Raw genomic sequence first — 26768 nt, forward strand, 5'->3', positions numbered from 1 at the left:
CATTTTGATACAGCCCCTTGCTTTTATTCTTCTATAAATTCAATGATTCCTTCACCTAATTTACTTACACGTGCTAAGGAATACACGTCATATCCTTTATCGATTAATAATTGACGTCCTGCTTGGAATGATTTTTCAATAACAATTCCAATTCCCGCTACCTTTGCTCCCGCTTCTTCAACTAAGCGAATCGCACCTAAAGCTGCTTCACCATTGGCTAAGAAATCATCAATAATTAAAATATGATCATCTTCTGAGATGTATTTCTTAGATAATGTTAGTTCATAATCTGTTGCTTTTGTAAAAGAATGAACTGTTGTTTGATACACGTCACCTTTTAAAATTTTAGATGCTTGTTTTTTTAATGTCACCATCGGTAAGTTCATTTGCATTGCTGTCATAACCGTCGGTGCAATTCCAGAACTTTCAATCGTAAAGATTTTAGTCACTCCATGATTTTCAAAATATTTCTTAAACTCAGTTCCGATGTTATACATTAAATGAGCATCAACCCCATGATTTAAAAAAGAATCTACCTTTAGAACTGTCTCATTTAATGCCATTCCATCATTTAAAATTCGTTGTTTTAAAGCTTCCACCTAAGCAACCTCCACTTTTTTTAACTTTTCTGCACTCACTTGAGTCTCTTTTAATACTAAATTTAAAACTAATGCAACAATCGTTCCTGTTGAAATTCCTGATGAAAAAATCATTTGTAACGCTTCAGGTAATCCCGAAATAAACTCTGGGCGGAACGTTACACCTAAACCTAATGCCATTGAAGTTGCAATTATTAAAAGATTACGGTCTGTTAACTCAACACGACTTAATGTCTTAATTCCAGCTGCAGCCACCATACCAAACATCACAAGTCCAACCCCGCCTAAAACAGGTTGTGGAATTCCATTAATGACACCTGCTAACTTAGGGAATAGCCCTAAACAAACAAGTAAAATACCTGCCATTACTGCTACATGCTTACTTGCAACTTTCGTTAAAGAAATTAAACCAACATTTTGGCTAAATGATGTATTAGAGAATGACCCTACTAATCCACCACAAATACTACCAAAACCATCAGCTAAAATTCCAGCCCCAATTTTTTTATCTGTCATTTCAACATTAGATGTTTCTCCAATGGCTTTTAAACATCCGACTGTTTCAATCGTCGTTACGAAATAAGCAGGAATAAATGCTAAAACAGCCTTCCAATCAAAAATGATTCCATACTCCAAAATGTTAGGAATCGCAAACCAACTTGCCTCTGTTACTGCTGTAAAGTCAACCATCCCAAATGGAATACAAACCACATAACCAACAATCATCCCAATTAAGATAGAAGCACTACTAATCATTCCTTTACCATAACGATTTAATAATAGTGTAACAACTAAAACTAACATCGCAATAGAGACATTTAATAAACTTCCATAATCAGCTGAACCCGTTCCACCAGCTGCCCAGTCAATAGACACGGGTAATAACGTTAATCCAATTAAACAAACTACTGTTCCTGTTACAATTGGTGGGAATAACTTCATTAACGGTTTAATAAAGAAACTTAAAATAATTTCAAATAATGAACCTAAAATCGTTGCTCCAACAATACCAGCCATTCCTAACGTTGATCCTACTGAAATTGCAGGAGACACAAACGTAAAATCTGTTCCCATAATACAAGCCACGCGAGCCCCAACAGGCCCTACTCCATAAGCTTGAATAATAGTTGCTAGACCGGCTGCTAAAATTGAAGCACTAATTAGTGACGTGGTCATAGCACTATCAAATCCTAATGCTCCTGAAATAACAAGTGGGACGACGACAATTCCTGAAAAAGCTGCAAAAATATGTTGCAACCCAAATAAAACTTTCTTTCCAACCGTCGGATTATCATCGACTCCATAAATTAAATTTGTTTGACTCCCAATTTGTTCTTTGTTACTCATCTTCATCATACACTCCTTTTTCTAATAGAAACAGAGAAATAGTCTACATTATGAAAAATTATCCTCAGTTCCTAGGCCTTTTTTAATTCAAGGCTAACTATAGTCCAGATAAAATTTATCTGGACTTACCTACTTATGGCCAAGTAGTTATAAAAAAAGCAGCACCCCATTTTAAAACGAGGTGCTGCGCGAATAGATATATAATAAAAAATTATATATCAAAAAATCATCCAACAACGCCTCGTAGTCCGCACTTTTACGGTTTGCAGGTAGAAACGCCCAGTCCATATTACCAGGTATATACGAGTCTATATTCATTTTTACCACTTTATTATATTATGTTGTTCTTAAAATTACAATGAATTTCCATATTTATTAATTTTTTTTGTAAATAGCTATCTCAATTTTCATAGAAAAATGAAAAGCCACCTCTATCATTAAGGCGGCTTTTAAATATGATTAATTCCAACGTAATCCTTTTGGATAATGATTCTTTAACATATTGTTTGCAAGTTTAGCCCATCCTAGTGAGTAACCATCGACACAAATTAAATACCATCCCTTTTCTCCTTCAAAGGGAATTGTCTCACCGCGTAAATAAGCACGAATTTCATCACTATCTGCTGCAAATGAGATAGAATGCTTCACGTCTTGTGGACTTAATGATAACGCCAAGGCATGTGAAGGTTCAAAACGATTTTTCTTCATTGTTCCTAAATGCCACCCAGCACGAACCACTTTTAATTTATCAAAGGTTAGCATCTCCTCTGGAACAATATATAATTGATCACCGAATAACACGTAATCCCCTTTAGGAACTTCAACTAATGCAACTTTCGCGAACATTAAAAATTCTTGAATCTTCTTCTTATCATTTAATGGCTTCACATACTGACGTTTTGGCTCTTTAAACTCAGCATCTTCTGTTTTTCTTAATACAGCAACATAGTGTCCTTCCCCATGGATATAGTGTGGCCATAAACGGTAAGTTTCTTCAATGCCTTCAGCCTCACTATTTGACCATTCACGACGTCCCGGTTTAAAGCCCTCATAAGCTTTCATCGATTCAATTTTAAATTCGGGATGTGATTCAATAAACGCGCCAATTGCTTGCTCATTTTCTTCTGGTGCAAACGTACAAGTTGAATAAACAATACGTCCGCCTGGTTTTAACATCGTAGCAGCCTCTTCTAAAATATCAGCTTGACGATCTGCACAAATTCGAACGTTTTCTAAACTCCATTCTTCTTGTGCCACTTCATCTTTTCTAAACATTCCTTCTCCTGAACATGGCGCGTCAACAACGATACGATCGAAATATGAAGGGAAATGCTTTGCTAATTTCTGTGGGCTTTCGTTAACCACAACTGCATTTTTAATTCCCATGCGCTCAATGTTTTGCGAAAGAATTTTAGCACGCTGTGGATAAATTTCATTCGTGATTAACAATCCTTCTTGCTGCAACTGAGAAGCCACATGTGTACTTTTTCCACCTGGAGCTGCACATAAATCTAGCACCTTTTCACCTGGTACAGCTTCAACAAAAGTCCCAACTGACATCGCACTCGGTTCTTGAATATAATAAACACCTGCTTCATGATAAGGATGTTTACCTGGACGGTCAGCTTGCTGATAAAAATAACCTTCAGGGACCCATGGAATTGATTTTAAATCAAACTTATTTAATGTTTCAAACTGGTCTAATGTTGTTTTTAATGTATTAACACGTAGCCCAAGAGACTTCTCTTGTTCATAGCTATTAATAAACGCTTCATACTCCTCTTTAAGTAACGTCTGCATTTTATCTAAAAAGTCTTTTGGTAACGACATTTTGATTCATCCTTTCATCTTTAACTCTATCTATGGATTATAGTACAAAAGACGAAGTCTTTAAACAACTACTCTTTATAAATTTATCGAGATTTAATGCATTTTTTTCTGCATTATAAAAACAGATTATTATCCTGGATAGTTATCTCCCCTATGACCGCTCTCCTGCTGTGGATAAGAAAACTAAAATCATAATCTCTTCCTATGTGATACGCTTGTACCTTGTGGATAATACTGAACTGCTCTAAAAATGGTTATCCACAAATTCATTTATAGCACTCAGTCGATATGAGTCAGATCTTTTCGATTTCCCCGTCAATCCCATCCCGTTAAATAAGCTATTCTATTATTAGTTACTTCAGCGATTTTAATGACTAGTTAGCATCTCCTTTAAATAAGTTCTATCTTACAAATTAAAAAGACGTTCATTTTGAACGTCTTTTTAGCTAGATTTTTTTAACAAATTCAGATTTTAAGCTCATTGCTCCGAATCCATCAATTTTACAATCGATATCATGACCATTTGCTGAATCATGAACTAAACGGATTCCTTTAACTTTAGTTCCTTGCTTAATAGCTGAAGAACTTCCTTTAACTTTTAAATCTTTGATAACTGTAACAGTATCTCCATCAGCTAAGATGTTTCCATTAGCATCACGGATTACGTTTGCTTCTGCAGCTTCTGCCTCAGCAGCAGGGCTCCATTCATGAGCACACATTGGGCAAACTAACATGCTTCCATCTTCATATGTATATTCTGAATTACATTTAGGGCAATTTGGTAAAGCTGACATCTTTATTCCTCCATTCTAACGACTCTCATAAGTCATTATCATATCATAAAAAACAACTTTTTTCAAAGTTGCCTCTACAGTTGAATCATTAAATCTTAATCCTTTATTAGAATATACGACCTTAATGAATCTTAATCATCGTTAAATCCTTAATTCATTAATAAAATTTTTGATTGTATGATAAATCTAAATTTTTATTAATCTTCAAGATTAATTCGTGTCACCTTTATTTCCTTATCTTCTATCGTAACAATAGCCATCGTCAATGACAAGGAAAAGCGTCGTCGTCCACAACCACCTGGATTTAAATAGACCACCCCATCCTTCACTTCATATTCATATTTATGAGAATGCCCATAAATCACTAAATCAAAGTTATCCACATGTTTAGGAATATCTTTTTTATCATGAACCACGTAAATTAACAACTCATTCATCTCAAGCTCTAAATAATCAGGCAAGCCCTCAAATTTATCATTATTTCCACGTACGACAAACGTGTTTGCGATCTCGTTTAATCGTTCAATGATCTCTTCTTTACAAACATCTCCAGCATGAATAATATAATCACATTCTTTTAAATAGATTAACACATCATCTCTTAAAACATTATGCGTATCTGAAATCACTCCAATTTTCATTAAAATCATCCTTTCTGAAATAACTAGATATAAGACAAAATAATCCTCAGTTGAAACTTTTCCAAACCACTCGATGAAACAATCTAAGTTGTGGATAACTTCATCAATAACATAATAATCACTCATCATCATTTCTTTATCATCTAGTATAAATAAAAATTTTCATCCTTCCAAGACCTTTATAACAATTAAAATTTGCCCGTTTTCCACAACCTAACATAACAACATCCCCCTCATAAGCAATTCTTAAAGACTCAATATTCTATCTATTTATTCTCTTATCATGAAAAATTATGGACAAGTGTCCCTCTAACATCTTCCTTCTTATTTAACTCAGTATGGCACTTTTACAAAAGACAGAAAATCATTCATCAATATAGCTGTTCCCCCTTTGGTATATAAAAGTTTAATTTATAGCAAAAAAAATCATATCTTTTGATATGATTTTTCTAATTCTGATCATGGACTGTTAATCTTGTTGGATAAGGAAATAGTTTTAATCCTTTAGCATCTAAATTTTCTTTGTTTAAATCAATGACTTGAATTTGCTGATTACTGCTGGTCTTATAATAATATAATTGAGTCTCTAAACAAAGACATGCACTATACTTAGTCAAATGACACTCTTTTCTTTTTGGAGTCTCAACCACCCCACGTGGTACAACAAAGTTATCTAGTATATGAAAGCATTCACTAATTGCTGATTCATCACCTTCCCCAACGTTCACATGATTTCGTAAAAAAGCAGCCTTTACAAATCGTGACGGAGAAGAAAAATCGCCAGGAAGTCCAATCGTACCAAAGCCATTAGAATAAGGCGATAACATTTGTTGTCCCCATTTAGTTTCCTCTGGCTGCTCTGATTTGACATTAATATAACAATCTAAGTTATTTAAATGCCAATCAAAGGTTGGAGAATTTGCTAAAACGCCTACCTTATTATTATAAACTGTTAACTTATCTCTTGTTCGCTCAATGACGATCGATTGACCACTCGTATCACTAACAAGCCAATGAATTTCTGTCGATAATGCCGTTTGATCATCAGGAAGAGCCACAATATTTAACTGTTTAAGACCTTCCATTAATTCAGAAATCGTTGAAAAATTAGATAAAACCCAAAAAGCTACATCATATGGGGCTATATTGACCTTATCCTTCCTGATTTTATGACTCCAAGTAGAAAACTTAGATAATTGTAACATCAGACAAGATAATCCTTTTTCATTTACTCCATCACAAAAAAGAATATGATTTTCATAAAATAATCCCATTCCTAAAACTGCATATTTCGTTTTCATTTCTTCATTCGTCACACGATTTACATATTCAAATTCTCGTGGAACTAAAGCAACTGATAAATCATTCATTGGGTGAATATCAAAATTCCGTCCAACAAGATGATGATTTTCGCTTGTTTTTAATGTAATGGCTGTACACACCTTATTTCACCCTTTCTCTTATTTAGAATAAACTACATTAAAAAAGAGCCAATATTATAGTCATAAAATACTAGCTCTAACTCCTAAATAGACATCTACTTCATTACACTTATTAATAAGGATAATATGGATACGGATAATAGTAAGGATATGGCGGGAAAAAGAATGGATAAGCTAGTAATGATAAGGCTGCTATGCTAGCAAAAGGAAATCCTCTTGGTCCAAAGCGTCGGAATCTTCCTCCTCCACCACCTAGAGGTCTCCCAAAGCGGCTCTCATCTTCTATGACATTTTCACCTACTAACACAATGACTTGATCATCGTCAACACGTCCAATAATTCCATCAACAGTATTTCCATCTTTCAAGGTTAAGACAACATGATAATATAATAAACGATTGCACTTATCCTGCCATTGCTTAGAATCTTGCTGATAGCTATTCTCTTCTAAATTCATGCTTTATCCTACTCCTTTCTCGTAACATAGTATTCGAATGGATATAAAAGGGTACTTATTCCTAACCAATCTTTTTAATTTAACGCTGTGTTTTAAATAGATGTTAATAAAAATTTAAATGAAGAACCAAAAAAGGTGAGACAAATTATTTGTCCCACTTTTTTATGATCCCCCTTATCCAACCTATAGAATAAAAGTTAATGAAATTCCAAACAATAATTTTATATTTAAAGGAAGGTGACATCATGCCAACACAAGATACTATTAAACTTTTGAACGAATGTAATGCAGGAATCAAAATGGCAGTTGAGAGCTTAGATGAAGTCATCAATAAAGCTAAAAATGAAAAATTAATAACACTTTTAAAAAATTCTCTTGAAGAACACAAAAAATTAGGAAATTTAACACATCAAAAACTAAATGAATTTCATGATAAAGATAAGGAACCAAGTACTATCGCTAAAGCTATGTCTTGGATGAGTACAAATCTAAAACTACTTACGGGTGATGTTGATGAAAAGATAGCTGATATTATAACAGAAGGTTGTAATATGGGAATTAAATCTATCTCTAGATATTTAAATCAATACCCTAATTCACAAGATGATGTAAAAGAAATCGTTCACCAATTAATTAAAATTGAAGACAACTTAGTTCATGAGCTAAGATATTATCTATAATAAAAAAAAATAACTATTAACTGATGAAATGATATAGTACCTTCATGGTAGACAAAAAAATAAAAGCGACACTATCAACTATGATAGAATCACTTTAGAGTCTACTATGGAGGTATTTTTGTTATGCAATCAAAACGTATCAATCGTAACTTTACTTATTCACCAAAATTGAAACTTCAAGCAGTTAAACGTTATTTAAACGGTCAGTCTTGCTCATCTATTTGTGAACAGCTTAAGATTCAAGATCCAAAACGTATTTATGTTTGGACGAAGGCCTATCAAGACAAAGGTGAACTTGCTTTTATTGATCAACGAGGTAAGCAAGCAACAGGACGTCCTAAAACAAAATTTATGAGCCTCGAAGAAGAGGTGGAGTATTTACGTGCTCAAAATTTATTATTAAAAAAGTCCATCGAGAGAAAAAGGGGGTACTAACAAAGCAAGCCGAATTCGAATTTATTCATGAGTACTCAAAAGACTTTTCTTTGTCAGTATTATTTAAACTAACTTCTGTTTCACGAGCAGGATACTATAAGTGGAAGAAAAGCCATTCTACGCCTCAAGTTAATCGTGATGAAGAGCTTTACCGCTTGATTTTAGACGTGTTTAATGAATCAAATAGAACCTATGGTGTTAAACGAATTAAACAAGCGTTACTTAACCAATATGGATGGATTGTTAATCATAAATGTATTCGCCGCATCATGCACAAATACCACTTAGTTTGTGTTCTACCTAAACCAAAATTCAAACGTCGTCCGCAGCCTCATGGGAATATCTCTAATGTTTTAAATCGTGAGTTTCATGCGACAAAACCCCTTCAAAAATTGTGTATGGATATTACCTATATCAAAGTTAAAGCCCCCTATCCAAAATGGGCTTATTTATGTGCGGTAAAAGATTTATATAATCAAGAAATTGTCGCTTATGACGTTTGTGAATCTCAAAATATGATACAGGTGTATCGAGTACTTCACCAGTTGGAACAATTACCTTTAGAACAAAATGCCTTACTTCATACGGATCAAGGCTATCAATTTACCAATAAAAATTACATAAAAAAAGTAGCTGATATAGGACTCACACAGTCAATGTCCCGCAGAGGTAACTGCTGGGATAACGCCTGTATTGAAAATTTCTTCCGTCATCTCAAAGCAGAGATGCCATTCTTTAGTTCACCACAAACTTTAGAGGAAGTTAAACAATTCATATCAAAATACATTAACTATTATAATACAAAACGAATTCAAAATAAATACGGCATGAGCCCAGTTGAATATAGACTTCATGCCGCATAAATTCTCTTTTTATTAACTGTCTACTTGACAGGTATTACTTCAAAATAACTTAAAAAGAACCTATTATTTTTAAAATAATAGGTTCTTTTCATTCAACGTAGCTTTCAGTTTCAAAAATTAAAATACTATGCTTCCTACCTACAAAGGGCTGATAAAATTAAACTAAAGAGGCATCCATTTCAGTTTTGAATAAGAAATCATGACGGTGTCCATCAACAACAGTCATTTACCCACATATGGCATCAAAATGATTTCGTCCATCTCCAATTGGAATAGCTTCACCAGTGACACTATACATTTTCAATAAAAAAGTACTTAAATAAAATAATAGTCCTAAAAAAATAGTAGCATTTAATAAAATGTTACTATTTTTCCCAATAACTCGGCCGAACAATCCATCTAGGTAATTTTGTTGCTGCGTTTCCTTTTGCTGAATTCACCTGAATTTGCGTTAAAAATAAACAGTCCGCTAAATTCGCATCACGAATATCAGCATCACGTAAATCAGCTCCAATTAAATTAGCGCCCGATAAATCCGTATGTCGTAAATTAGCTGCAATTAATAATGAACCCGCAAGATTAGCCCCTCTCAAAGATTTTCTCGTTAAATTTTTTCCGATAAAATCAAATCCTGAAATGACTTGATTTCCTGCTACTTTTTGACTGACATACGCTTGTACTTCTTTTAAACATGTATTAACTTTCAAACGATAAGCATCCACCTCTACGATCGTAGGCTCCTCCGTTAATTTTTCTGTTTCTTTTATCAGCAGATGCAACTTTTCTTTTAATTCTTTAGGTAAAATGAACGTTGAAGCATCTGTTAAATACCACATCATCTCATGGAGCTTTCTAACTATTAGAAAATCATCATACATCTGTTGTGCAACATTTGAATTTTCCTTCCAACTCAAACCTTCATAATTAAATTGCGCCACCTTCTGACCTGCTCCAAAACAGTCATACGTGGTACAACCTTTAAGCCCTTGATTACGAAGGTTTTGATGAATGTAACAACTAAAATCATCCTTTAAATTTAAACAGGGTTTTCCTGCTCCCTTATCCGTTGGAAACCCATCGCACTTCGAAAAAAACAACGCCACACAACAAAGACCAAAACACTTGGAACAATCAATCTTTAAATGATTAAATAACGCCTCATCATATCCTTTTTCACGTAACATCCAACTCCACTCCTATCTATACTTACTAGCTTATCAGACACCTTATTTTTCGTAAACATAAAAAATACCCTGTACGCATCGTACAAGTTATCAATTTTAAGCTTAACTTGGCAATACAGTATCATCGATTCACTGTTTTGATTTTTGAGTAATTTTAATTCTAATTACATCACCTTTATCCGTTCTAAAGAAAATATTCTACGATTATACATCCGATTGATTAAAATCATTTTAATATAGTTTTGAAAAATGAAAAATACCCTGAAGAATTCATAAGCTCATCCTTCATATTATCTGAGATAAACATTTGATATAATAAAAGATGACTATACTAATAGTAGATAAAATTTATATCTAATAGAAAGGATACTATGCTATATGGAGCTTAATTTAAACATCTATGAAACGATGGCATTAGTTTCTATCGTCTTCTATCTTGGTCGATATACGAGAAATAGATTCTCAATTTTATCAAAATATTGCGTTCCACCTGCAGTTGTTGGAGGATTTATTTTTGCCTTATTCATTTTATTACTACATGAAACGAATTTAGCAACGATTAATCTAGATATGAGTTTACAAAATTTATTTATGACTGCTTTCTTTACTAGTATTGGATTCACCGCTAGCTTTAAAATTTTAAAACAAGGAGGTAAACAGGTTATAATCTTCCTTGGTCTTGCTGCATTACTAGTCACTTTACAAAATACAATCGGTGTCATACTAACTTCACTCTTCAATTTAAATCCTTTACTCGGTCTTTGTACGGGATCCATTCCTATGATTGGTGGACATGGAACAGCTGGATCATTTGGACCGATGCTTGAAGGGATGGGGGTTGCTAGAGCAACAACGGTCGCTGTCGCCTCCGCAACTTTTGGGTTAATTATGGGAAGCATTATTGGTGGATTAGTTGCCCGTAACCTAATTATTAGACATCAATTAAAAACAGTTCGTGATGAATCATCATCAACACCTCCAACAGAAATGGGAGACTATAATGAAGAGAATCATAATCTTTTATCATTTAAAAAATTAATGAATGCATCTTGTTTCTTATTTATCGCAATGGGAAGCGGTTCAATTGTCTCAAACCTGATTCAAAAATCAGGATTCACCTTTCCATCTTACATTGGTGCAATGTTAGTCGCAGCTACTATCAGAAACTTCTTTGATTTCAGAGGACGATCAATTGATGAAAAAGAAATCGAGACAATTGGTGGTCTTTCACTATCCTTTTTCTTAACGATGGCATTAATGGGACTTAAACTATGGCAACTACTCGATTTAGCTTTACCACTACTTGTGATGCTTATCGCTCAAGTTGTATTAGTTGGACTATTTGCCTACTTTATTACCTACCGTATCATGGGAAAAAATTACGAAGGAGCTGTCTTTGCCTCTGCAACCTGTGGGTTTGGAATGGGAGCCACACCAAATGCTATTGCTAATATGGGGTTCTATAATATTTGGTGTTGCTGACTAAGCAACGCCTTTTTTCATGGCATAAAAAAAAAGAGACATCACGTCTCTATCCTGTTACAATGTTATCGGCTAAAACAATATTGAAAGGATTGAATTTGATGTCTCACTCATATTTTACTAGAAAACTCTTAAATATTAAAGATAAAAACATTACATTCCCGGAAGATTATCTTGAGGAAGTGAAATTAAATGGTGTGACTAGCTTTATTTTTAAAGGAATTTTATCTTATCACCCCACTCATTGTGAACACTGTGGGACCCTTTTCGATTCAAAGTTTAAAAAGCATGGGTTCAAAACTTCTCGTTTAGTGATCCCCAAAGTATCGTTACACGATACTTATTTAGACTTAAGGAAACAACGTTACTTTTGTGGGCATTGTCATTCCACATTCACACTAAAAACCTCTATCGTTGAAAAGAACTGTTATATTTCTTACAACACCAAACACGCGATTGCGTTAGAGGTTCAAAATAAAATCTCTGAATACGATATTGCCCGTCGTCATCAAGTGTCTCATTCAACAGTTAATCGCATCATTCATAACTTCTATGAATCTCAATCTCTCAACTTTAATTACCTTCCTGAAAACCTTTGTTTTGATGAATTTAAATCGGTTAAGTCTGCTGAGGGTCACCTGGCATGCGAAGCATAAATCCTCCACTGCTAGGGAATGGGTCACATGTCCTTTATCTTTTGTGATGCTGATACGAAACAAATCATTGATATTGTTGAAGATCGTCGTTTAAGCTCTCTTCAGGCTTATTTTAAACGGTATACTGAAGAAGCACGTTCTCGTGTTAAACATATTGTGATTGATATGTACGCCCCTTATATTAGCTTGATTAAGGAGCTTTTTCCTCACGCCAAAATTATTCTTGATAAATTTCATTTAGTTCAACATATCTCCCGTGCGTTGAATAAAACGAGGGTTCGATTCATGAAGCAATTCAAAAAACACAGTCGCAAATTTAAACGTTATTGGCGATTATTTTTAAAATCTCATACCTTGCTCAATACCACCACTTATCGATCGGTTTACTGTTTCAAACAACCGATGCGAGAAATTGATATCTTAAACTTTCTACTCGATCTATCTCCTGAGCTAAAATCGACTTATGATCTTTATCAAGACTTACTTTTCGCTCTTCAAACAAAAAACTTAGATCGATTCAATCACTTACTTGAAATAGAACACCCTCTTATCTCTCCTGAACTTCAAACCGCTTTTCAAACCTTTAAAATGTATCAATCTTACATTAAAAATACGCTCACAACGCCATACACCAATGGTCCGATTGAAGGAATCAATAACAAAATTAAAGTGATTAAGCGTATTGCCTTTGGCTATCGTAGTTTCTATCATTTTAAATTCCGTATTCTCATGATTCAAAACTTAACCAAACCAAAAAGAAAAATCCTAGCAGATTAGCCACTAGGATTTCCATTTAATTATTCATTGTAAGCAGGTCACCATTTAATCAGCAACACTATTTGACAAAGTTCCAAATAAAAAAGAGACTGTATCAGAATAGATACACTCTCTTATGCTTCATTTTTATCGAAATTAACGTCTCTTTTCATTTCATATCCTTGTATATTTCTTTCTATACTTAATCTCTTCCTCTAATTTAATTAATTTTAATGCCTTTAGTTTTATTTCTTCGTCATTCAAATGAACAGATAGATTTTTGAAGCCATTCACGATATCAAATCGAATTAAAGTATAATTTTTTTCATCTGTTCAACTTTTAAAACCCTCAATCAAATGATTCATAATCATATCTTTTTGCTCTTCACCGGCTAATACAACTTGCCAAATTCTTTGCAAACTATGTCTTGCCATCACAAATTTAGGATTTTTAGCCACGTCATATAGTTTAGCAAAATCAACTAACATTCTTTTCTCATGATCACTTATAGCTAAATTAGAAAGAAGTTGAGCAGCTCTAAAACTTTTATGGTTATCTTTCCACGTTAAATCTTCTATTAACTGATTCACACCTCATAAACCCAATCCACAATATGTTCCGTCTCTAATAAAATACGATAATAAACTTCCTATTGAAAGTTTTTATCTTAGGACTCAACATTTTTAAAACAAAATTTTAGTTTATCCTTTATTTCAATCCTCTTTGATTCTCTTATAAAAATTCAAAAAAATACTTCAATGGATGAATAAATTCGTTTAAAATTTAACATAATCAATTGAAGTATTTTTTAATTTATTTTATTTATGATACGGTTCGTTATTATTGATTCGATAGGCACGATAGACTTGTTCTAATAAAATTAACTTAAATAATTGATGAGGGAATGTCATTTTAGAAAAACATAATTTATAATTCGCACGTTTTTTCACTTCGTCAGATAAACCAAGTGAACCACCGATAATGAAAGCCACATTACTATCTCCACTTAAAGCTAATTGACTTAACTGTTTAGCAAATTGCTCAGATGTCTTCATATCACCTTGTAAATCCATCGCAATCACATACATATTATCTTTAATTTTATTTAAAATTTGTTTTCCCTCTTTATCTTTAATCAGTTCCATTTCACGTTCTGACGCATTATCAGGCGTTTTTTCGTCCGGAACTTCAACCATTGTTAACTTACAATAACGAGATAAACGTTTAGAAAACTCCTCAATCCCTAGCTTAATATACTTTTCCTTAATCTTTCCGACTGAAATAATTGTAATATTCATTAAAAAACCTCCAATACATGAAAAGAAATTCCCTCATTTAATCAGGGAATTTTTTATTGTTATCTATTATAAAATCTTCGCAGAGATTATACTAGAATCTCTGCGAAGATTAGAACCTATTATTCAGTATGATTAGTCTAACTTTTCTAGATTTTATAGCTCATCCTCATCTTCGACCATCATACCTTCAATCACTTTATAAACGGCTACTTGATCGCAGTGCTCACATTTATGTTCAATTTCTACTTCAACTAAAATTGGTAACTTTCCATACTCATCTAAAAAACGATCCATTGACTCTTCAATATGTTCTAAACAACTGTACATGCCTATTCCTCCTATAACGTAATCACTTTCGATGGATGCATCGCATACGTCATATGTAAATTTAACTTACTTAAATCAACATTTTCTTCTTTTAAAATATGACGAACTGTCATTTCTGCTAAATCAGGTAAATTAGCATCCTGACTTAAATGAGCTAAATAAATATGTTTCGTCTTTTCCCCAATTAACTGACTCATCGCATACGCTGAATCTTCATTTGATAAATGACCACAATCATCTAAAATACGTTGTTTTAACGACCATGGCCTATTACACATCTGAAGCATCTCTACATTATGATTCGTCTCCATAATATAGGCATCTGCATTTCCTAATGTTTTTAAAATATCACCCGTAATATATCCGGTATCTGTCACATAAACAAGCGTCTTTTCACCTTGCTTAATCATATAACCTACCGGATCAACCGCATCATGAGAAATTCTAAATGGCATAATCGATAAATCCCCTAGATCGAACCAAACATTTTTTTCAACCGCTGTCGTCTGTTCAAAACCTGGTTTGATAATATTTTTACGATACATCTCATCAATCGTTTTTGCCGTTGCACAAACATTTAATTTCCACTTACGAGTACAAACCCCTACACCCTTAATATGGTCACCATGCTCATGAGTAATTAAAATATGTTCTATTCTATTTTCATCAAATCCACTTTTTTTAATCAATTCCTGTAATTTTTTTAACGATAACCCATTATCAATTAAAATTGCTGTCTGTTCCGTTTCAATAATCGTTGCATTTCCGACACTTCCACTCGACAATACACAGATTCTCATTCTATCACCTGTTCTTCTATTCAAAAAACTTTTTTTATACTCCAAATAAGCCTTTTTTATTTCGATTATTCATTTTAACATTTTTATCATGATGAATCCAGTACAAACCCCTATTAAGCATCAATTTGATAAAAAAAGAAAGACTATCTCATAAAAGATAACCACTTATGATGATTAATAAAAACTTAAGGGATTCGATACTCATCACTTAAAACTCTAATCATTTGATTATAAACATACACACGGTTAAATCATATCACTTCTTTGTCTGTTATGTCCACATTACATAGGAATACTGGCAAATGTAGCAAACGAGAAGATAATATACCTGATTACTCAATTTAGATGATCTATTATCCTAATATTTTAATTAAAGATAGAGTATCCTAGTGCATTCCATAAGAAAAAGAGTACCTAAGGTACTCTTTTTCTTATGGAATGCTTATTTAATAACTTCTAAATTACGCATGTATGGACGTAATACTTCTGGAATAACAATGCTTCCATCAGCTTGTTGGTAGTTTTCAATAATAGCAGCTACTGTACGTCCAATTGCAAGCCCTGAACCATTTAATGTATGAACGAATTCAGGTTTAGCTTTTGCATCACGACGGAATTTAATATTTGCACGACGTGCTTGGAAATCTTCAAAGTTTGAACAAGAAGAAATCTCTTTATATTCATTATAAGATGGTAACCACACTTCGATATCGTATGTTTTAGCAGCAGAGAATCCGATATCTCCTGTACATAATTCGATGACACGGTATGGTAATCCTAATAATTGTAATACTTTTTCAGCATTTGCTGTTAAAGTTTCTAATTCTTCATAAGAATCTTCTGGTTTAACGAACTTAACTAATTCAACTTTATTGAATTGATGTTGACGGATAATACCACGAGTATCACGACCAGCTGAACCAGCTTCTGCACGGAAACATGGACTATATGCTGTATATTTAATTGGTAATTGTTCAGCGTTTAAAATCTCATCACGGTGTAAGTTTGTAACTGGAACCTCAGCTGTTGGAATTAAGAAGTAGTCAGTATCCACTAATTTAAATGCATCCTCTTCAAACTTAGGTAATTGTCCAGTCCCTGTCATACTTGCACGATTAACGATAACTGGAGGTAAAATCTCAGTATAGCCATGATCTCCTGTATGTAAATCTAACATAAAGCTAATTAAAGCACGCTCTAAACGAGCTCCTAACCCTTTATATACAGCAAAACGGCTTCCTGTAATTTTTCCAGCACGTTCAAAATCAATAATATCTAAATCAGTTACTAAATCCCAGTGTGCTTTTGGTTCGAAGTCAAACTTAGTTGGTTCTCCAAATTTACGAATTTCAACATTATCATTTTCATCTTTACCAACTGCAATTGTTCCACATGGAACATTTGGAGTACCTAATAAAAGATTTTTGATTTCTTCATCGATGTTGCGTAATTGTTCATCTAATTCTTTAACTTTTTCTCCAACACCATTCATTTGAGCTAATAATTCAGAAGCATCTTTTTTCTCACGTTTATATTGTCCGATTAATTTAGATACTTCATTACGATTTGATTTTAATTGCTCTACTTCTAAAATGATGTTTTTACGTTGTTCATCTAACTCAGTAATTTTATTTAAATAACTGAAATCTCCACCACGTGTTTCTAAGCGATTAATTGTACCTTGTAAATCTTCACGTACTCGTTTTAAATCTAACATGTGTGTTTCCTCCTATTAGTTGATTTTGATTAGTCGTTCTAGAAAACAAAAAAATCCCGTCCCTAAATTAGGGACGAGATTTAACCCGCGTTGCCACCCTAGTTGTTCACTAAGCGTTCCACGTGGAACATTTCAGTGAGACCACTTACAAAGATAACGGTTAGACCGTGAATGAATACTAACCATTGTGTTCTTCATTCCACTCCTAGGTTGATTTCTAGTTACTCATACATCAGTTTCCACCAACCACTGACTCTCTATGCTATCAAGTAAAAAGTACTACTCCTAATCAATGCTTTTTTATTTAATTGTAATATAGCATTAACTATTTTTTTTGTCAATATTAGTATATATCGTGTTTCTAATTATATGCGCATAAGACCTAATTATTTGTATGTAACCATTCTATTCTTCTGTTGAAGTTGTTTCAGTTTCCTCAGCCTCTTCATGTTCAACAACTGCTACACTTGATACTAATTGATCATCTGTTAAACGAATTAATTTAACCCCTTGTGTTGCACGTCCCGTTTGAGAAATCTGATGAATTGGTGTACGGATAATAACACCTTTATTTGTCACGATTAATAAATCTTCATCACCATTTACAGCCTTCATGGCTACTAATGTCCCATTTTTCTCTGTAATTGTTAATGTTTTAACACCTTTTCCACCGCGTTTTGTTTTACGATATTCTTGAATTGAAGTACGTTTACCGAACCCGTTTTCCGTAACAACTAAAATCTCCTGATTCATTGTGACCATTTCCATTCCTACTGCTACTTCTCCCTCTTCTAAGAAGATACCACGGACTCCGGCAGCTGTACGTCCCATCGGACGAACTTCAGTTTCCTCAAACCAAACTGCTTTTCCACCACTTGATGCAATAATAATATCATCGTTACCAGATGTTTTTCTTACACCAATTAGCTCATCATCTTCACGTAAAGAAAGAGCAATTAAACCATTAGTACGAATATGACCAAATGCTGATAATGTGGTACGTTTTACAACCCCTGAACGAGTCGCGAAGAATAAGAATTCTTCATCATTAAACTCTTTAACAGGAATGATTGCACTAATGTACTCATCTTGGGCAATCTCAATAATATTAACAATTGGTAATCCCTTAGCTGTACGACCGTACTCAGGAATTGTATAAGCTTTCTTCTGATAAACTTTTCCTTTACTTGTAAAGAATAATAAATGATCATGAGTAGATGTTGATAATAATTCCTTAACATAATCATCATCATGTGTTCCCATTCCTTGCACACCACGTCCACCACGGTTTTGTGAACGATATGTTGAGATTGGCTGACGCTTAATATAACCATTATTTGTTAATGTAATGATGACTTGTTCTTCTGGAATTAAATCTTCATCTTCAATATCAAAGTCAGATCCACGGACGATTTCTGTACGACGCTCATCTCCATGTTTGTGTTTTACTTCTAACAACTCTTCACGGATAATCGCATGAACACGGTCTTCGTTCGCTAAAATATCTTTTAAATCAGCAATTAATGCGACTAACCCTTGATATTCTTCTTCGATTTTACCGCGCTCTAATCCTGTTAAACGGCGTAAACGCATCTCTAAAATAGCTTTCCCTTGGCGTTCAGATAACGAGAATTCAGACATTAATGAATTTAATGCCTCTTCATCTGTAGATGAACCACGGATAATCGCAATAATACGATCAATATGATCTAAGGCAATACGAAGCCCTTCTAAGATATGAGCACGATCTTCTGCTTTATTTAAATCAAATTGCGTACGACGGACAATAACCTCAACTTGGTGTTTGATATATGCGGCAATAATTTCTTTTAAGTTTAAAACTTTAGGTTGTCCATCTACAAGTGCTAACATATTAATTCCATAAGACACTTGTAATTGAGTTAATTTAAATAAATTATTTAACATCACTTGTGGATTAACATCTTTACGCAATTCAATAACAATACGTGTTCCTTCACGGTTTGACTCATTACGTAAGTCTGTAATTCCATCTAAACGTTTTTCCTTAACTAATTCCGCGATTTTTTCAATTAAACGCTCACGGTTTACTTGATAAGGAATTTCAGTGACTAAAATTGAATATTTTCCACCATGACCTTCAACAATTTCACATTTTGAACGCATCATGATTGATCCATTCCCCGTTTCATACGCCGAACGGATTCCTTTTGTTCCTAAAATTAAAGCACCTGTTGGTAAATCTGGTCCTTTAATAAATTGCATTAATCCTAAAACATCAATTTCAGGATTATCCATATAAGCTAAACATCCATCAATAACTTCAGATAAGTTATGTGGTGGAATATTAGTCGCCATCCCAACAGCAATCCCTGTTGTCCCGTTGACTAATAAGCTTGGAAAACGAGCAGGTAAAACGATAGGTTCTTGTTCTTCACCATCAAAGTTTGGTTGGAAATCAATCGTATTTTTATTGATATCACGCATCATTTCCATCGCAAGCTTAGACATTCTTGCTTCAGTATAACGCATAGCGGCCGCTCCATCACCGTCAATTGAACCGAAGTTTCCATGTCCATCTACTAATGGATAGCGATAACTAAAATCCTGTGCCATACGTACCATTGCATCATAAACTGATGAATCCCCATGAGGGTGATATTTGGCAATAACGTCCCCGACGATACGAGCAGACTTCTTATATGGCTTATCACTGTGCATCCCTAAATCATTCATCGAATACAAAATACGACGGTGAACAGGCTTTAACCCGTCACGAACATCTGGTAAGGCACGTGATACGATAACACTCATCGCATAATCGATGAATGAAGTTCTCATCTCTTTAGCAATATTATGCGGTTTAATTTGATCATATGCAGACATTTTCGTTCCTCCTTATAGATGTGATTGCTTCAAATTAGTAGTCTAGGTTTTTAACGTATTTAGCATTAGCATCTATAAATTCTCGACGTGGCTCTACGCGATCACCCATTAAAATATCAAAAATTTCATCAGCTTCAACAGCATCCTCAAGAGTAACCTGTAATAATGTACGTACTTCTGGATCCATTGTTGTTTCCCATAACTGCTCAGCATTCATCTCTCCAAGCCCTTTGTAACGTTGAACATTTGGACGAGGCGTTGCTGCTAAACTAGACATAATCTCTTCTAATTGTTTTTCATCATAAGCATATTCTACCTTTTTTCCTTGAGAAACTTTATATAAAGGAGGTTGCGCAATATAGACATACCCATGCTCTACTAAAGGTCTCATATAACGGTAGAAGAATGTTAATAATAACGTACGAATATGTGCTCCATCGACATCGGCATCGGTCATGATAACCACTTTATGATAACGAGCTTTCTCGATATCAAATTCATCTCCAACACCTGTTCCAATCGCATGGATCATACTTTTAATTTCGTTATTCGCATAAACTTTATCAATACGAGCTTTTTCAACATTTAAAACCTTACCACGAAGAGGTAAAATTGCTTGGAATTTATTATCTCGACCTTGTTTTGCTGATCCTCCGGCAGAATCTCCCTCGACGATAAATAATTCAGAAATATTCGCATCACGTGACTGACAATCGGCTAACTTGCTCTTAAATCCTAATGATTCAAGTGGAGACTTACGACGTACCATCTCACGCGCACGTTTTGCAGCCATACGAGCACGAGCCGCCATTAATGCTTTATCAATAATGATTTTAGCTGCTTGTGGATTCTCCATCAAGAAACGTTCAAATCCTTCAGAGAAAATATTATCCGCAATACGACGAACTTCGCTATTTCCTAACTTCGTTTTTGTTTGTCCCTCAAACTGTGGATCTGGATGCTTCGCAGAAATAATCGCTGTTAATCCTTCACGAATATCTTCCCCGATTAATGCATCGTCACCTTTTAATAAATTTAATTTTTTCGCATAACTGTTAATAATACGAGTTAATGCGGCACGGAATCCCGCTTCATGCGTTCCACCCTCGTGCGTATTAATGTTATTCGCAAACGAATAAATATTTCCAGCTACACCTGTATTATATTGCATCGCGATTTCAACACTAATTCCATCGCGCTCACCTTCAACATGAATCACTTCTTCATGAATGACTTCTTTATTCTTATTTAAGAAGCGTACATACTCACTAATTCCACCTTCATAATGGAACTCATGGCGTTGTGGTTTATCTGAACGAAGATCTTCTAATGTAATTTTTAATCCTTTGTTTAAAAAGGCTAACTCACGAATACGGTTGCGTAAAATATCATAGTCATAAACTGTCGTTTCTGTGAAAATAGTTGGATCCGGTTTAAACTTAACCTCAGTACCAGTAGAATCAGATTCACCAATGATGTGTAATTCATCACTTGGATTTCCTTTTTCAAACTGTTGGAAATACTTTTTACCATTACGACTTACTGTTACTTCTAAGTGTTCAGATAAGGCATTTACTACAGAGGCACCTACACCATGTAATCCCCCAGAAACTTTATATCCGCCACCACCGAATTTTCCTCCGGCATGTAAAACCGTATAAACTGTCTCAACTGTTGATTTTCCAGTTTGTTTATGAATATCAACTGGAATCCCACGTCCATTATCTTTAACGATGATTTCATTATCTTCAGTAATTGCAACATTAATTTCTGTACAGTATCCAGCTAATGCCTCATCGATTGAGTTATCAACAATTTCCCAAACTAAATGGTGTAATCCACGGCCACTTGTTGAACCGATATACATCCCAGGGCGCTTACGAACCGCTTCAAGACCCTCTAATACTTGAATATTACTAGCATCATACTGTTGTGTTTTCGATACTTCTTGCGTCATTCTTATCACCTATCCTAATCTTCGCGTTATTAATGGTAAAAATATCAGCCAGTTCAATGACATTTTCATCGATTCCATCAATATTCGTTGTCGTTATAAAGGTTTGAACTTTATTTTTTATCGTATTTAATAGCTGTGTTTGACGTGCATCATCTAATTCACTTAAAACATCGTCTAACAATAAAATGGGATACTCATTTAAAACAGAATAAATCAACTCGATTTCAGCTAACTTCATCGATAACGAAGCTGTTCGTTGTTGACCTTGTGAGCCAAACTGATGTGTATTCACACCATTAATTGAAACACTAAAGTCATCTCGATGAGGGCCTAAACTAGTTGATCCTAATTGAATATCCTGATCATATAAATCTTTATATTTCTGTAAAATTGTTTCTTCATTTAACTCAAGGTTCTTAAATGAATTGATATAATCTAAACCTATTTCTTCTAATTGATTTGAAATCTCACCATGAACTTTTTTCGAAAAACTCTCAAGCTTCTTTAAGAACTCAATCCGACTATTTAGCACATAAACCGCATGAGGCACTAATTGCTCTGTAATGACATCTAAAAGCAAATCATTCGAGCGATTCATACGAAGCTGTTTCAATAACTCATTACGTTGCTTTAACAATTTCGAATACTGTCCTAAATGAAATAAGTAAGTTGGGGATAACTGTCCAATCTCCATATCCATAAAGCGTCGACGATACTGTGGTCCACCTTTAACTAGCGATAAATCCTCAGGTGCAAACATCACCACAATAAGCTTACCGACATACTCACTTAATTTCTTTTGATCGATTCCATTATAACTTGCCTTCTTACCTTTTTTAGAAATAACTAAAGATAAATGCAAATCATCCCGTTCTCGCGTAATATCTGCCTCAATACGGGCAAAGTCTTCATTAAATAAAATCAGCTGTGAATCTTTACTTGTTCGATGCGACTTTGTCGTCGATAACACGTAAATTGATTCAATCAAGCTCGTCTTTCCTTGTGCATTATTTCCGATGATGATATTGATATTCTTCTTAAACTCTACACAAGCATCTTGATAATTTCTAAACTGTTTAAGTGACAATCGATTGATAAACAATGATAATCTCCTTTACTACTCAGCTACAATGATAAACTCACCAAATTCTTCAATCGAAACCACATCTCCAGGATAAAGTTTACGACCACGGCGGTTATCTTGCTCGTTGTTAATAAAGACAGGAATTTCTTCTAAGAAGAACTTTACACTTCCACCACTTTCAATAAGATTCTCGAACTTTAAAAACTGTCCAAGAGTAATAAATTCACTTGTAATAAATACTTCAGTTCGCATGCTAATCACCTTTTTCTTTCTATATATATTATAGCATAATTTACATTTTTTTAATACGTTAATCCCAAATAAAAAGCGTTGAAATCCATTGATTTCAACGCTTTTTTTCCAGTTTTAAAATTAGATATTTTCACTCTCTTGTGCTGACTCTAAAACCTTCTTCATCTTTTTCTTAAATTCAGGTCGTGGCATCATTAACATACGCTCACAATGACAACATTTAATCTTGATATCTGCTCCTAAACGGACCACTTGCCAACGATTTGTGCCACAAGGATGTGGCTTTTTCATCTCAACAATATCATTTAAACCAAATGTCACATTATTCATGAGATGGACTCCCTTCATTCTTTTGATAAACCATCATTTTAGAGTAAGGGATTTCAATATTCTCTCGGTCAAACGTCAACTTGATTAAGCGACGTAATTCACGTTGAATGTGCCACTGTTGAAGTGGTGAGACTTCAGCTATCATACGAATCACCACAGCTGAATCTGCTAATTCCTGTACCCCTAAAACTTGAGGAACTTGAAGGATATCGTCATATTGATTAAAAGCTTCTGACGCAACCTTCTGTAAAACTGAAATCGCCTTATCAAGATCCGCCTCATAGGCGATTCCGATATCTAATACCGCTTGACCATTTGAGACCGAATGGTTAATAACTTTTCCAATATTCCCATTTGGAATAATCACGATTTCACCCGTTAAAACACGAATTTTAACTGAACGTAATCCGATTTCTGTAACTGTTCCGGTATTTCCATCAATTTCGATAAAATCTCCAACTGAAAATAAATCTTCAAAAATAATAAAGAATCCCATGGTGATATCATCAAGCATACTCTTTGCCGCAAATCCAATGACCACAACAAGTGCACTTGAAGCGACTAATAACTTATCTAATGAGACAAAAACCGATAATAACCATAAAATTAAAACAATATTCACCGCATAACGCCAAATATTAAGAGCTAAACTTTCAAACGTCTCTTTTCGTCTTTCCGTTCCTCCCGTTACTTTTTGAATACGTTCAATATTCACGGCAAATGCTTTTTTAATCATATTCTTACCGAGTTTTCTGACGATTGACATAATTACAAGGATTAAAATAACACTAACAATTTTAAATCCAGCATTGATTAAAAAAGTATTTAACTGATCTGTTGCCAAAAAGTTCTGAATTTTATCAGCTAATACATTTGATAAAAATAATAAATTCAAATAGCTCACTCCTTAGTTTTTATTCTAAACCCATCTTCTCGAGTAAACGATTTAAATCATCCATAGTCATATAATCAATAATGATTTGACCTTTCCCATTCTTTTCTTTAAGTTTGACTTTCGTTCCAAAATACGATTTCAAATTCGACTCCACGTACTCTAAATGGGGGTTTACTTCTCTTTTCGTCTTTTTATCTTCTTCAGCTTGAGCCGTTCCAACTTGTTTTACTAAATCTTCTAACTCACGCACTGAAATTTGTTTTTCTTTAATAATATTCGTAAACTTTAAAATTAATTCTTCATCTTTTAACCCAGCTAATACTTTTCCATGTCCAACTGAAATGACACCATTTTCAATATCATCTTGCACAGAGCGTGGTAACTGTAATAAACGCATCGTATTGGCAATGTAGGCACGACTCTTTCCAAGACGTTCACCTAAGCGCTCTTGAGTTAAATCTAATTTTTGCATTAACAGACGATAAGCTTCGGCTTCCTCAATGGCTGTTAAATCTTCACGTTGTAAATTTTCAATTAATGCATATTCCATCATTAAATGATCATTAAACTCACGAATGATTGCTGGAATAGTTGGTAATCCCGCTTTTTGAGCAGCTCTAAATCGGCGCTCCCCTGCAATAATAATATAACCTTTAATATCTTTTTTAACGATAATAGGTTGGAACACACCATGTTCTTTAATTGACATCGCTAATTCTTTAATCTTATTCTCATCAAAATACTTTCGTGGTTGATATGGGTTAGGTCTTAAACTCTTCACCTCTAATTGGTGAATCACTTCCCCTTCTTTGACTTGCTCAAACGATTCAAGACTCTCAATATCATGCTCTTGAAATAGTGCACCTAAACCTCTTCCTAATCTATTAGTCGACATTATTTTTAACCACCTCTTTAGCTAAATCAATGTAAAATTGAGCAGCTGACGATTTTTGATCATAAGCAATAATTGACTTTCCGAATGATGGCGCCTCACTTAAACGAACTAAACGTGGAATAATAGTATTAAACACTTTCTCTTTGAAATATAATTTAACTTCATTGATTACATCTAATCCTAAACGAGTACGGCGATCAAGCATTGTTAATAACACCCCTTCAATCGATAAATTTCGATTTAAACGGCGTTGAACAATACGAATTGTATTTAATAATTGTGTTAATCCCTCTAATGCATAATACTCACATTGTACTGGAATCAATGTCGAATCTGCTGCAGATAACGCATTAATTGTCAAAAGTCCAAGTGATGGTGGACAATCGATAATAATATAATCAAAATATTCTTTGACTTGTTCAAGTTTTGGTAATAACTTAAACTCACGGTCTTTTTCCATGACAATCATCGACTCAAATCCTGCTAATTCTTGAGACGATGGAATTAAAAATAAATTTTCTTCATTCGTTTTTAAAATTACTTGATTAGTTGGAATTTCATCCACCAATAAATCAAAAACAGTTAACTCAGCATCGCCTTTATAAACACCAATACCAGTAGAGGCGTTAGCTTGGGGATCCATATCAACAAGTAATACTTTATGACCCAAGTAAGCCAAGGATGCTGATAAGTTAATACTAGATGTCGTCTTACCAACTCCACCTTTTTGGTTCGTTATAGCGATAATTTTCCCCATATTAACCCTCCTAAAGTCATACTTGTTAATATTTTACCACGAAATGATAGGTTATGAAAAATAAATTTGGCGCTTGATCAGTAAATTTTGAACTTTTTGAAATGACTAATCTTATTAGTGATTATTATTTACAAACTTCGATTTTTTTATTAAATAGGTGGTGAAAAATGTCGTAGAAAACTTAATATTAGAAAGCTTTCTTGAAATTATCCTCATTATAAATTTTAATATCCGATTTCTTCAATAAACGGGCTGTCATTCCATCGCCACTCGTTAATTGACCACTAAATGTTCCATCATAAACTTATCCACAACCACACGATGAACTATTACTTTTTAAAATTCCAACCTTAACTTCAAATAAATGAGCAATCTTATCAACCTCTTCTGCCCCTTTCGAAAACTACTCCGTCATATCACATCT

The 26768-nt window shown here is 34.0% G+C and carries 27 protein-coding genes, 1 riboswitch and 1 other annotated feature; of the genes, 6 read left to right on the forward strand and 21 right to left on the reverse strand.

Features of this window, described 5'->3' with window-relative positions:
* Positions 1-23 precede the first annotated feature (23 nt).
* The 7 genes from NEH74_RS08385 to NEH74_RS08415 form a co-directional block, all read right to left on the reverse strand.
* On the reverse strand, positions 24-599 hold the full coding sequence (locus NEH74_RS08385) for a xanthine phosphoribosyltransferase (protein ID WP_055276604.1): 576 nt from the start codon (positions 597-599) through the stop codon (positions 24-26).
* The gene (locus NEH74_RS08390; RefSeq protein ID WP_237257891.1) at positions 600-1952 is read right to left on the reverse strand and encodes a uracil-xanthine permease family protein; all 1353 of its coding nucleotides are present in this window, start codon (positions 1950-1952) and stop codon (positions 600-602) included.
* Positions 1953-2170: 218 nt separating this feature from the next.
* A riboswitch (purine riboswitch) is annotated at positions 2171-2272 on the reverse strand.
* Positions 2273-2405: 133 nt separating this feature from the next.
* The gene (locus tag NEH74_RS08395) at positions 2406-3776 is read right to left on the reverse strand and encodes an RsmF rRNA methyltransferase first C-terminal domain-containing protein (RefSeq protein ID WP_055304557.1); all 1371 of its coding nucleotides are present in this window, start codon (positions 3774-3776) and stop codon (positions 2406-2408) included.
* A gap of 446 nt (positions 3777-4222) precedes the next feature.
* Positions 4223-4570, reverse strand: a complete 348-nt coding sequence (locus NEH74_RS08400) for a zinc ribbon domain-containing protein YjdM (RefSeq protein WP_055245279.1) — start codon at positions 4568-4570, stop codon at positions 4223-4225.
* 197 nt (positions 4571-4767) lie between these two features.
* Positions 4768-5337, reverse strand: coding sequence for a metallophosphoesterase family protein (locus NEH74_RS08405; RefSeq protein ID WP_237297224.1), 570 nt, complete (start codon positions 5335-5337; stop codon positions 4768-4770).
* Between the two features lie 323 nt (positions 5338-5660).
* Positions 5661-6653, reverse strand: a complete 993-nt coding sequence (gene bsh, locus NEH74_RS08410) for a choloylglycine hydrolase (RefSeq protein WP_055245130.1) — start codon at positions 6651-6653, stop codon at positions 5661-5663.
* Between the two features lie 112 nt (positions 6654-6765).
* A complete protein-coding gene (locus NEH74_RS08415; RefSeq protein WP_262941269.1) occupies positions 6766-7110 on the reverse strand; it encodes a hypothetical protein in 345 nt (114 codons plus the stop codon).
* Between the two features lie 245 nt (positions 7111-7355).
* Between NEH74_RS08415 and NEH74_RS08420 the strand changes: the two genes are divergently transcribed.
* The 3 genes from NEH74_RS08420 to NEH74_RS08430 all read left to right on the forward strand — a co-directional run bounded on the left by NEH74_RS08420 (position 7356) and on the right by NEH74_RS08430 (position 9088).
* Positions 7356-7790 (forward strand): hypothetical protein, encoded by a 435-nt coding sequence (locus tag NEH74_RS08420; RefSeq protein WP_055245133.1) that lies wholly within the window; start codon positions 7356-7358, stop codon positions 7788-7790.
* A gap of 123 nt (positions 7791-7913) precedes the next feature.
* Positions 7914-8225, forward strand: a complete 312-nt coding sequence (locus tag NEH74_RS08425) for a helix-turn-helix domain-containing protein (RefSeq protein ID WP_055245135.1) — start codon at positions 7914-7916, stop codon at positions 8223-8225.
* Positions 8189-9088, forward strand: a complete 900-nt coding sequence (locus NEH74_RS08430; RefSeq protein ID WP_262941280.1) for an IS3 family transposase — start codon at positions 8189-8191, stop codon at positions 9086-9088. The genes NEH74_RS08425 and NEH74_RS08430 overlap by 37 nt, the downstream gene beginning before the upstream one ends.
* Before the next feature lie 365 nt (positions 9089-9453).
* Here the strand turns inward: NEH74_RS08430 and NEH74_RS08435 are convergent, their stop codons facing one another.
* The gene (locus tag NEH74_RS08435) at positions 9454-10272 is read right to left on the reverse strand and encodes a pentapeptide repeat-containing protein (protein ID WP_262941270.1); all 819 of its coding nucleotides are present in this window, start codon (positions 10270-10272) and stop codon (positions 9454-9456) included.
* 378 nt (positions 10273-10650) lie between these two features.
* Between NEH74_RS08435 and gltS the strand changes: the two genes are divergently transcribed.
* The 3 genes from gltS (at position 10651) to NEH74_RS08450 (ending at position 13187) form a co-directional block, all read left to right on the forward strand.
* Complete coding sequence (gene gltS / locus NEH74_RS08440) at positions 10651-11754, forward strand: sodium/glutamate symporter (protein ID WP_262941271.1); 1104 nt, start codon at positions 10651-10653, stop codon at positions 11752-11754.
* A 101-nt stretch (positions 11755-11855) separates the two neighbouring features.
* Positions 11856-12410: a transposase family protein gene (locus NEH74_RS08445; RefSeq protein ID WP_262941273.1), complete on the forward strand. Its 555-nt coding sequence runs from the start codon at positions 11856-11858 to the stop codon at positions 12408-12410.
* A 27-nt stretch (positions 12411-12437) separates the two neighbouring features.
* On the forward strand, positions 12438-13187 hold the full coding sequence (locus NEH74_RS08450; RefSeq protein ID WP_262941274.1) for an ISL3 family transposase: 750 nt from the start codon (positions 12438-12440) through the stop codon (positions 13185-13187).
* Positions 13188-13499: 312 nt separating this feature from the next.
* Here NEH74_RS08450 and NEH74_RS08455 read toward each other — a convergent pair whose 3' ends face one another.
* The 13 genes from NEH74_RS08455 to NEH74_RS08515 all read right to left on the reverse strand — a co-directional run bounded on the left by NEH74_RS08455 (position 13500) and on the right by NEH74_RS08515 (position 26344).
* Positions 13500-13757 carry a hypothetical protein gene (locus NEH74_RS08455; protein WP_202966252.1) on the reverse strand — a complete coding sequence of 86 codons (258 nt, stop codon included), beginning with the start codon at positions 13755-13757 and terminating at the stop codon, positions 13500-13502.
* A gap of 228 nt (positions 13758-13985) precedes the next feature.
* Positions 13986-14465, reverse strand: coding sequence for a 23S rRNA (pseudouridine(1915)-N(3))-methyltransferase RlmH (rlmH, locus tag NEH74_RS08460; RefSeq protein ID WP_055243386.1), 480 nt, complete (start codon positions 14463-14465; stop codon positions 13986-13988).
* A gap of 153 nt (positions 14466-14618) precedes the next feature.
* Complete coding sequence (locus tag NEH74_RS08465) at positions 14619-14792, reverse strand: CxxH/CxxC protein (protein ID WP_070099762.1); 174 nt, start codon at positions 14790-14792, stop codon at positions 14619-14621.
* 11 nt (positions 14793-14803) lie between these two features.
* Positions 14804-15592, reverse strand: a complete 789-nt coding sequence (locus NEH74_RS08470) for an MBL fold metallo-hydrolase (RefSeq protein ID WP_055243387.1) — start codon at positions 15590-15592, stop codon at positions 14804-14806.
* A 442-nt stretch (positions 15593-16034) separates the two neighbouring features.
* Complete coding sequence (serS, locus tag NEH74_RS08475) at positions 16035-17309, reverse strand: serine--tRNA ligase (RefSeq protein WP_055243388.1); 1275 nt, start codon at positions 17307-17309, stop codon at positions 16035-16037.
* A gap of 66 nt (positions 17310-17375) precedes the next feature.
* Positions 17376-17611: a binding site (T-box leader), on the reverse strand.
* Between the two features lie 103 nt (positions 17612-17714).
* Positions 17715-20174 carry a DNA gyrase subunit A gene (gene gyrA / locus NEH74_RS08480; RefSeq protein WP_212724741.1) on the reverse strand — a complete coding sequence of 820 codons (2460 nt, stop codon included), beginning with the start codon at positions 20172-20174 and terminating at the stop codon, positions 17715-17717.
* A gap of 34 nt (positions 20175-20208) precedes the next feature.
* Positions 20209-22137 (reverse strand): DNA topoisomerase (ATP-hydrolyzing) subunit B, encoded by a 1929-nt coding sequence (gene gyrB / locus NEH74_RS08485; RefSeq protein ID WP_411040514.1) that lies wholly within the window; start codon positions 22135-22137, stop codon positions 20209-20211.
* Positions 22097-23233 carry a DNA replication/repair protein RecF gene (recF, locus tag NEH74_RS08490; protein ID WP_055276619.1) on the reverse strand — a complete coding sequence of 379 codons (1137 nt, stop codon included), beginning with the start codon at positions 23231-23233 and terminating at the stop codon, positions 22097-22099. Before recF ends, gyrB begins: the two co-directional genes overlap by 41 nt.
* 15 nt (positions 23234-23248) lie before the next feature.
* A complete protein-coding gene (gene yaaA, locus NEH74_RS08495) occupies positions 23249-23467 on the reverse strand; it encodes a S4 domain-containing protein YaaA (protein ID WP_055243392.1) in 219 nt (72 codons plus the stop codon).
* Between the two features lie 120 nt (positions 23468-23587).
* The gene (locus tag NEH74_RS08500) at positions 23588-23797 is read right to left on the reverse strand and encodes a DUF951 domain-containing protein (RefSeq protein ID WP_055243393.1); all 210 of its coding nucleotides are present in this window, start codon (positions 23795-23797) and stop codon (positions 23588-23590) included.
* A complete protein-coding gene (locus NEH74_RS08505; protein ID WP_055243394.1) occupies positions 23790-24692 on the reverse strand; it encodes a mechanosensitive ion channel family protein in 903 nt (300 codons plus the stop codon). Before NEH74_RS08505 ends, NEH74_RS08500 begins: the two co-directional genes overlap by 8 nt.
* A gap of 19 nt (positions 24693-24711) precedes the next feature.
* Positions 24712-25587 carry a ParB/RepB/Spo0J family partition protein gene (locus NEH74_RS08510; RefSeq protein WP_055304570.1) on the reverse strand — a complete coding sequence of 292 codons (876 nt, stop codon included), beginning with the start codon at positions 25585-25587 and terminating at the stop codon, positions 24712-24714.
* Complete coding sequence (locus tag NEH74_RS08515; protein ID WP_055243396.1) at positions 25577-26344, reverse strand: ParA family protein; 768 nt, start codon at positions 26342-26344, stop codon at positions 25577-25579. Before NEH74_RS08515 ends, NEH74_RS08510 begins: the two co-directional genes overlap by 11 nt.
* Positions 26345-26768: the final 424 nt, after the last annotated feature.

The sequence above is a fragment of the Turicibacter sp. GALT-G1 genome, assembly GCF_025594995.1.
GTDB lineage: Bacteria > Bacillota_I > Bacilli_A > MOL361 > Turicibacteraceae > Turicibacter > Turicibacter bilis.

Coding starts and splice junctions, on each gene's coding strand:
- gyrA (WP_212724741.1), bottom strand. CDS start 20,174: ATGTCTGCATATGATCAAATTAAACCGCATAATATTGCTAAAGAGATG.
- NEH74_RS08405 (WP_237297224.1), bottom strand. CDS start 5,337: ATGAGTGATTATTATGTTATTGATGAAGTTATCCACAACTTAGATTGT.
- NEH74_RS08435 (WP_262941270.1), bottom strand. CDS start 10,272: ATGTTACGTGAAAAAGGATATGATGAGGCGTTATTTAATCATTTAAAG.
- NEH74_RS08395 (WP_055304557.1), bottom strand. CDS start 3,776: ATGTCGTTACCAAAAGACTTTTTAGATAAAATGCAGACGTTACTTAAA.
- NEH74_RS08515 (WP_055243396.1), bottom strand. CDS start 26,344: ATGGGGAAAATTATCGCTATAACGAACCAAAAAGGTGGAGTTGGTAAG.
- NEH74_RS08420 (WP_055245133.1), top strand. CDS start 7,356: ATGCCAACACAAGATACTATTAAACTTTTGAACGAATGTAATGCAGGA.
- rlmH (WP_055243386.1), bottom strand. CDS start 14,465: ATGAATATTACAATTATTTCAGTCGGAAAGATTAAGGAAAAGTATATT.
- NEH74_RS08400 (WP_055245279.1), bottom strand. CDS start 4,570: ATGTCAGCTTTACCAAATTGCCCTAAATGTAATTCAGAATATACATAT.
- serS (WP_055243388.1), bottom strand. CDS start 17,309: ATGTTAGATTTAAAACGAGTACGTGAAGATTTACAAGGTACAATTAAT.
- NEH74_RS08445 (WP_262941273.1), top strand. CDS start 11,856: ATGTCTCACTCATATTTTACTAGAAAACTCTTAAATATTAAAGATAAA.
- NEH74_RS08425 (WP_055245135.1), top strand. CDS start 7,914: ATGCAATCAAAACGTATCAATCGTAACTTTACTTATTCACCAAAATTG.
- NEH74_RS08390 (WP_237257891.1), bottom strand. CDS start 1,952: ATGAAGATGAGTAACAAAGAACAAATTGGGAGTCAAACAAATTTAATT.
- NEH74_RS08415 (WP_262941269.1), bottom strand. CDS start 7,110: ATGAATTTAGAAGAGAATAGCTATCAGCAAGATTCTAAGCAATGGCAG.
- gltS (WP_262941271.1), top strand. CDS start 10,651: ATGGAGCTTAATTTAAACATCTATGAAACGATGGCATTAGTTTCTATC.
- NEH74_RS08465 (WP_070099762.1), bottom strand. CDS start 14,792: ATGTACAGTTGTTTAGAACATATTGAAGAGTCAATGGATCGTTTTTTA.
- yaaA (WP_055243392.1), bottom strand. CDS start 23,467: ATGCGAACTGAAGTATTTATTACAAGTGAATTTATTACTCTTGGACAG.
- NEH74_RS08450 (WP_262941274.1), top strand. CDS start 12,438: ATGTCCTTTATCTTTTGTGATGCTGATACGAAACAAATCATTGATATT.
- NEH74_RS08510 (WP_055304570.1), bottom strand. CDS start 25,587: ATGTCGACTAATAGATTAGGAAGAGGTTTAGGTGCACTATTTCAAGAG.
- NEH74_RS08470 (WP_055243387.1), bottom strand. CDS start 15,592: ATGAGAATCTGTGTATTGTCGAGTGGAAGTGTCGGAAATGCAACGATT.
- NEH74_RS08500 (WP_055243393.1), bottom strand. CDS start 23,797: ATGAATAATGTGACATTTGGTTTAAATGATATTGTTGAGATGAAAAAG.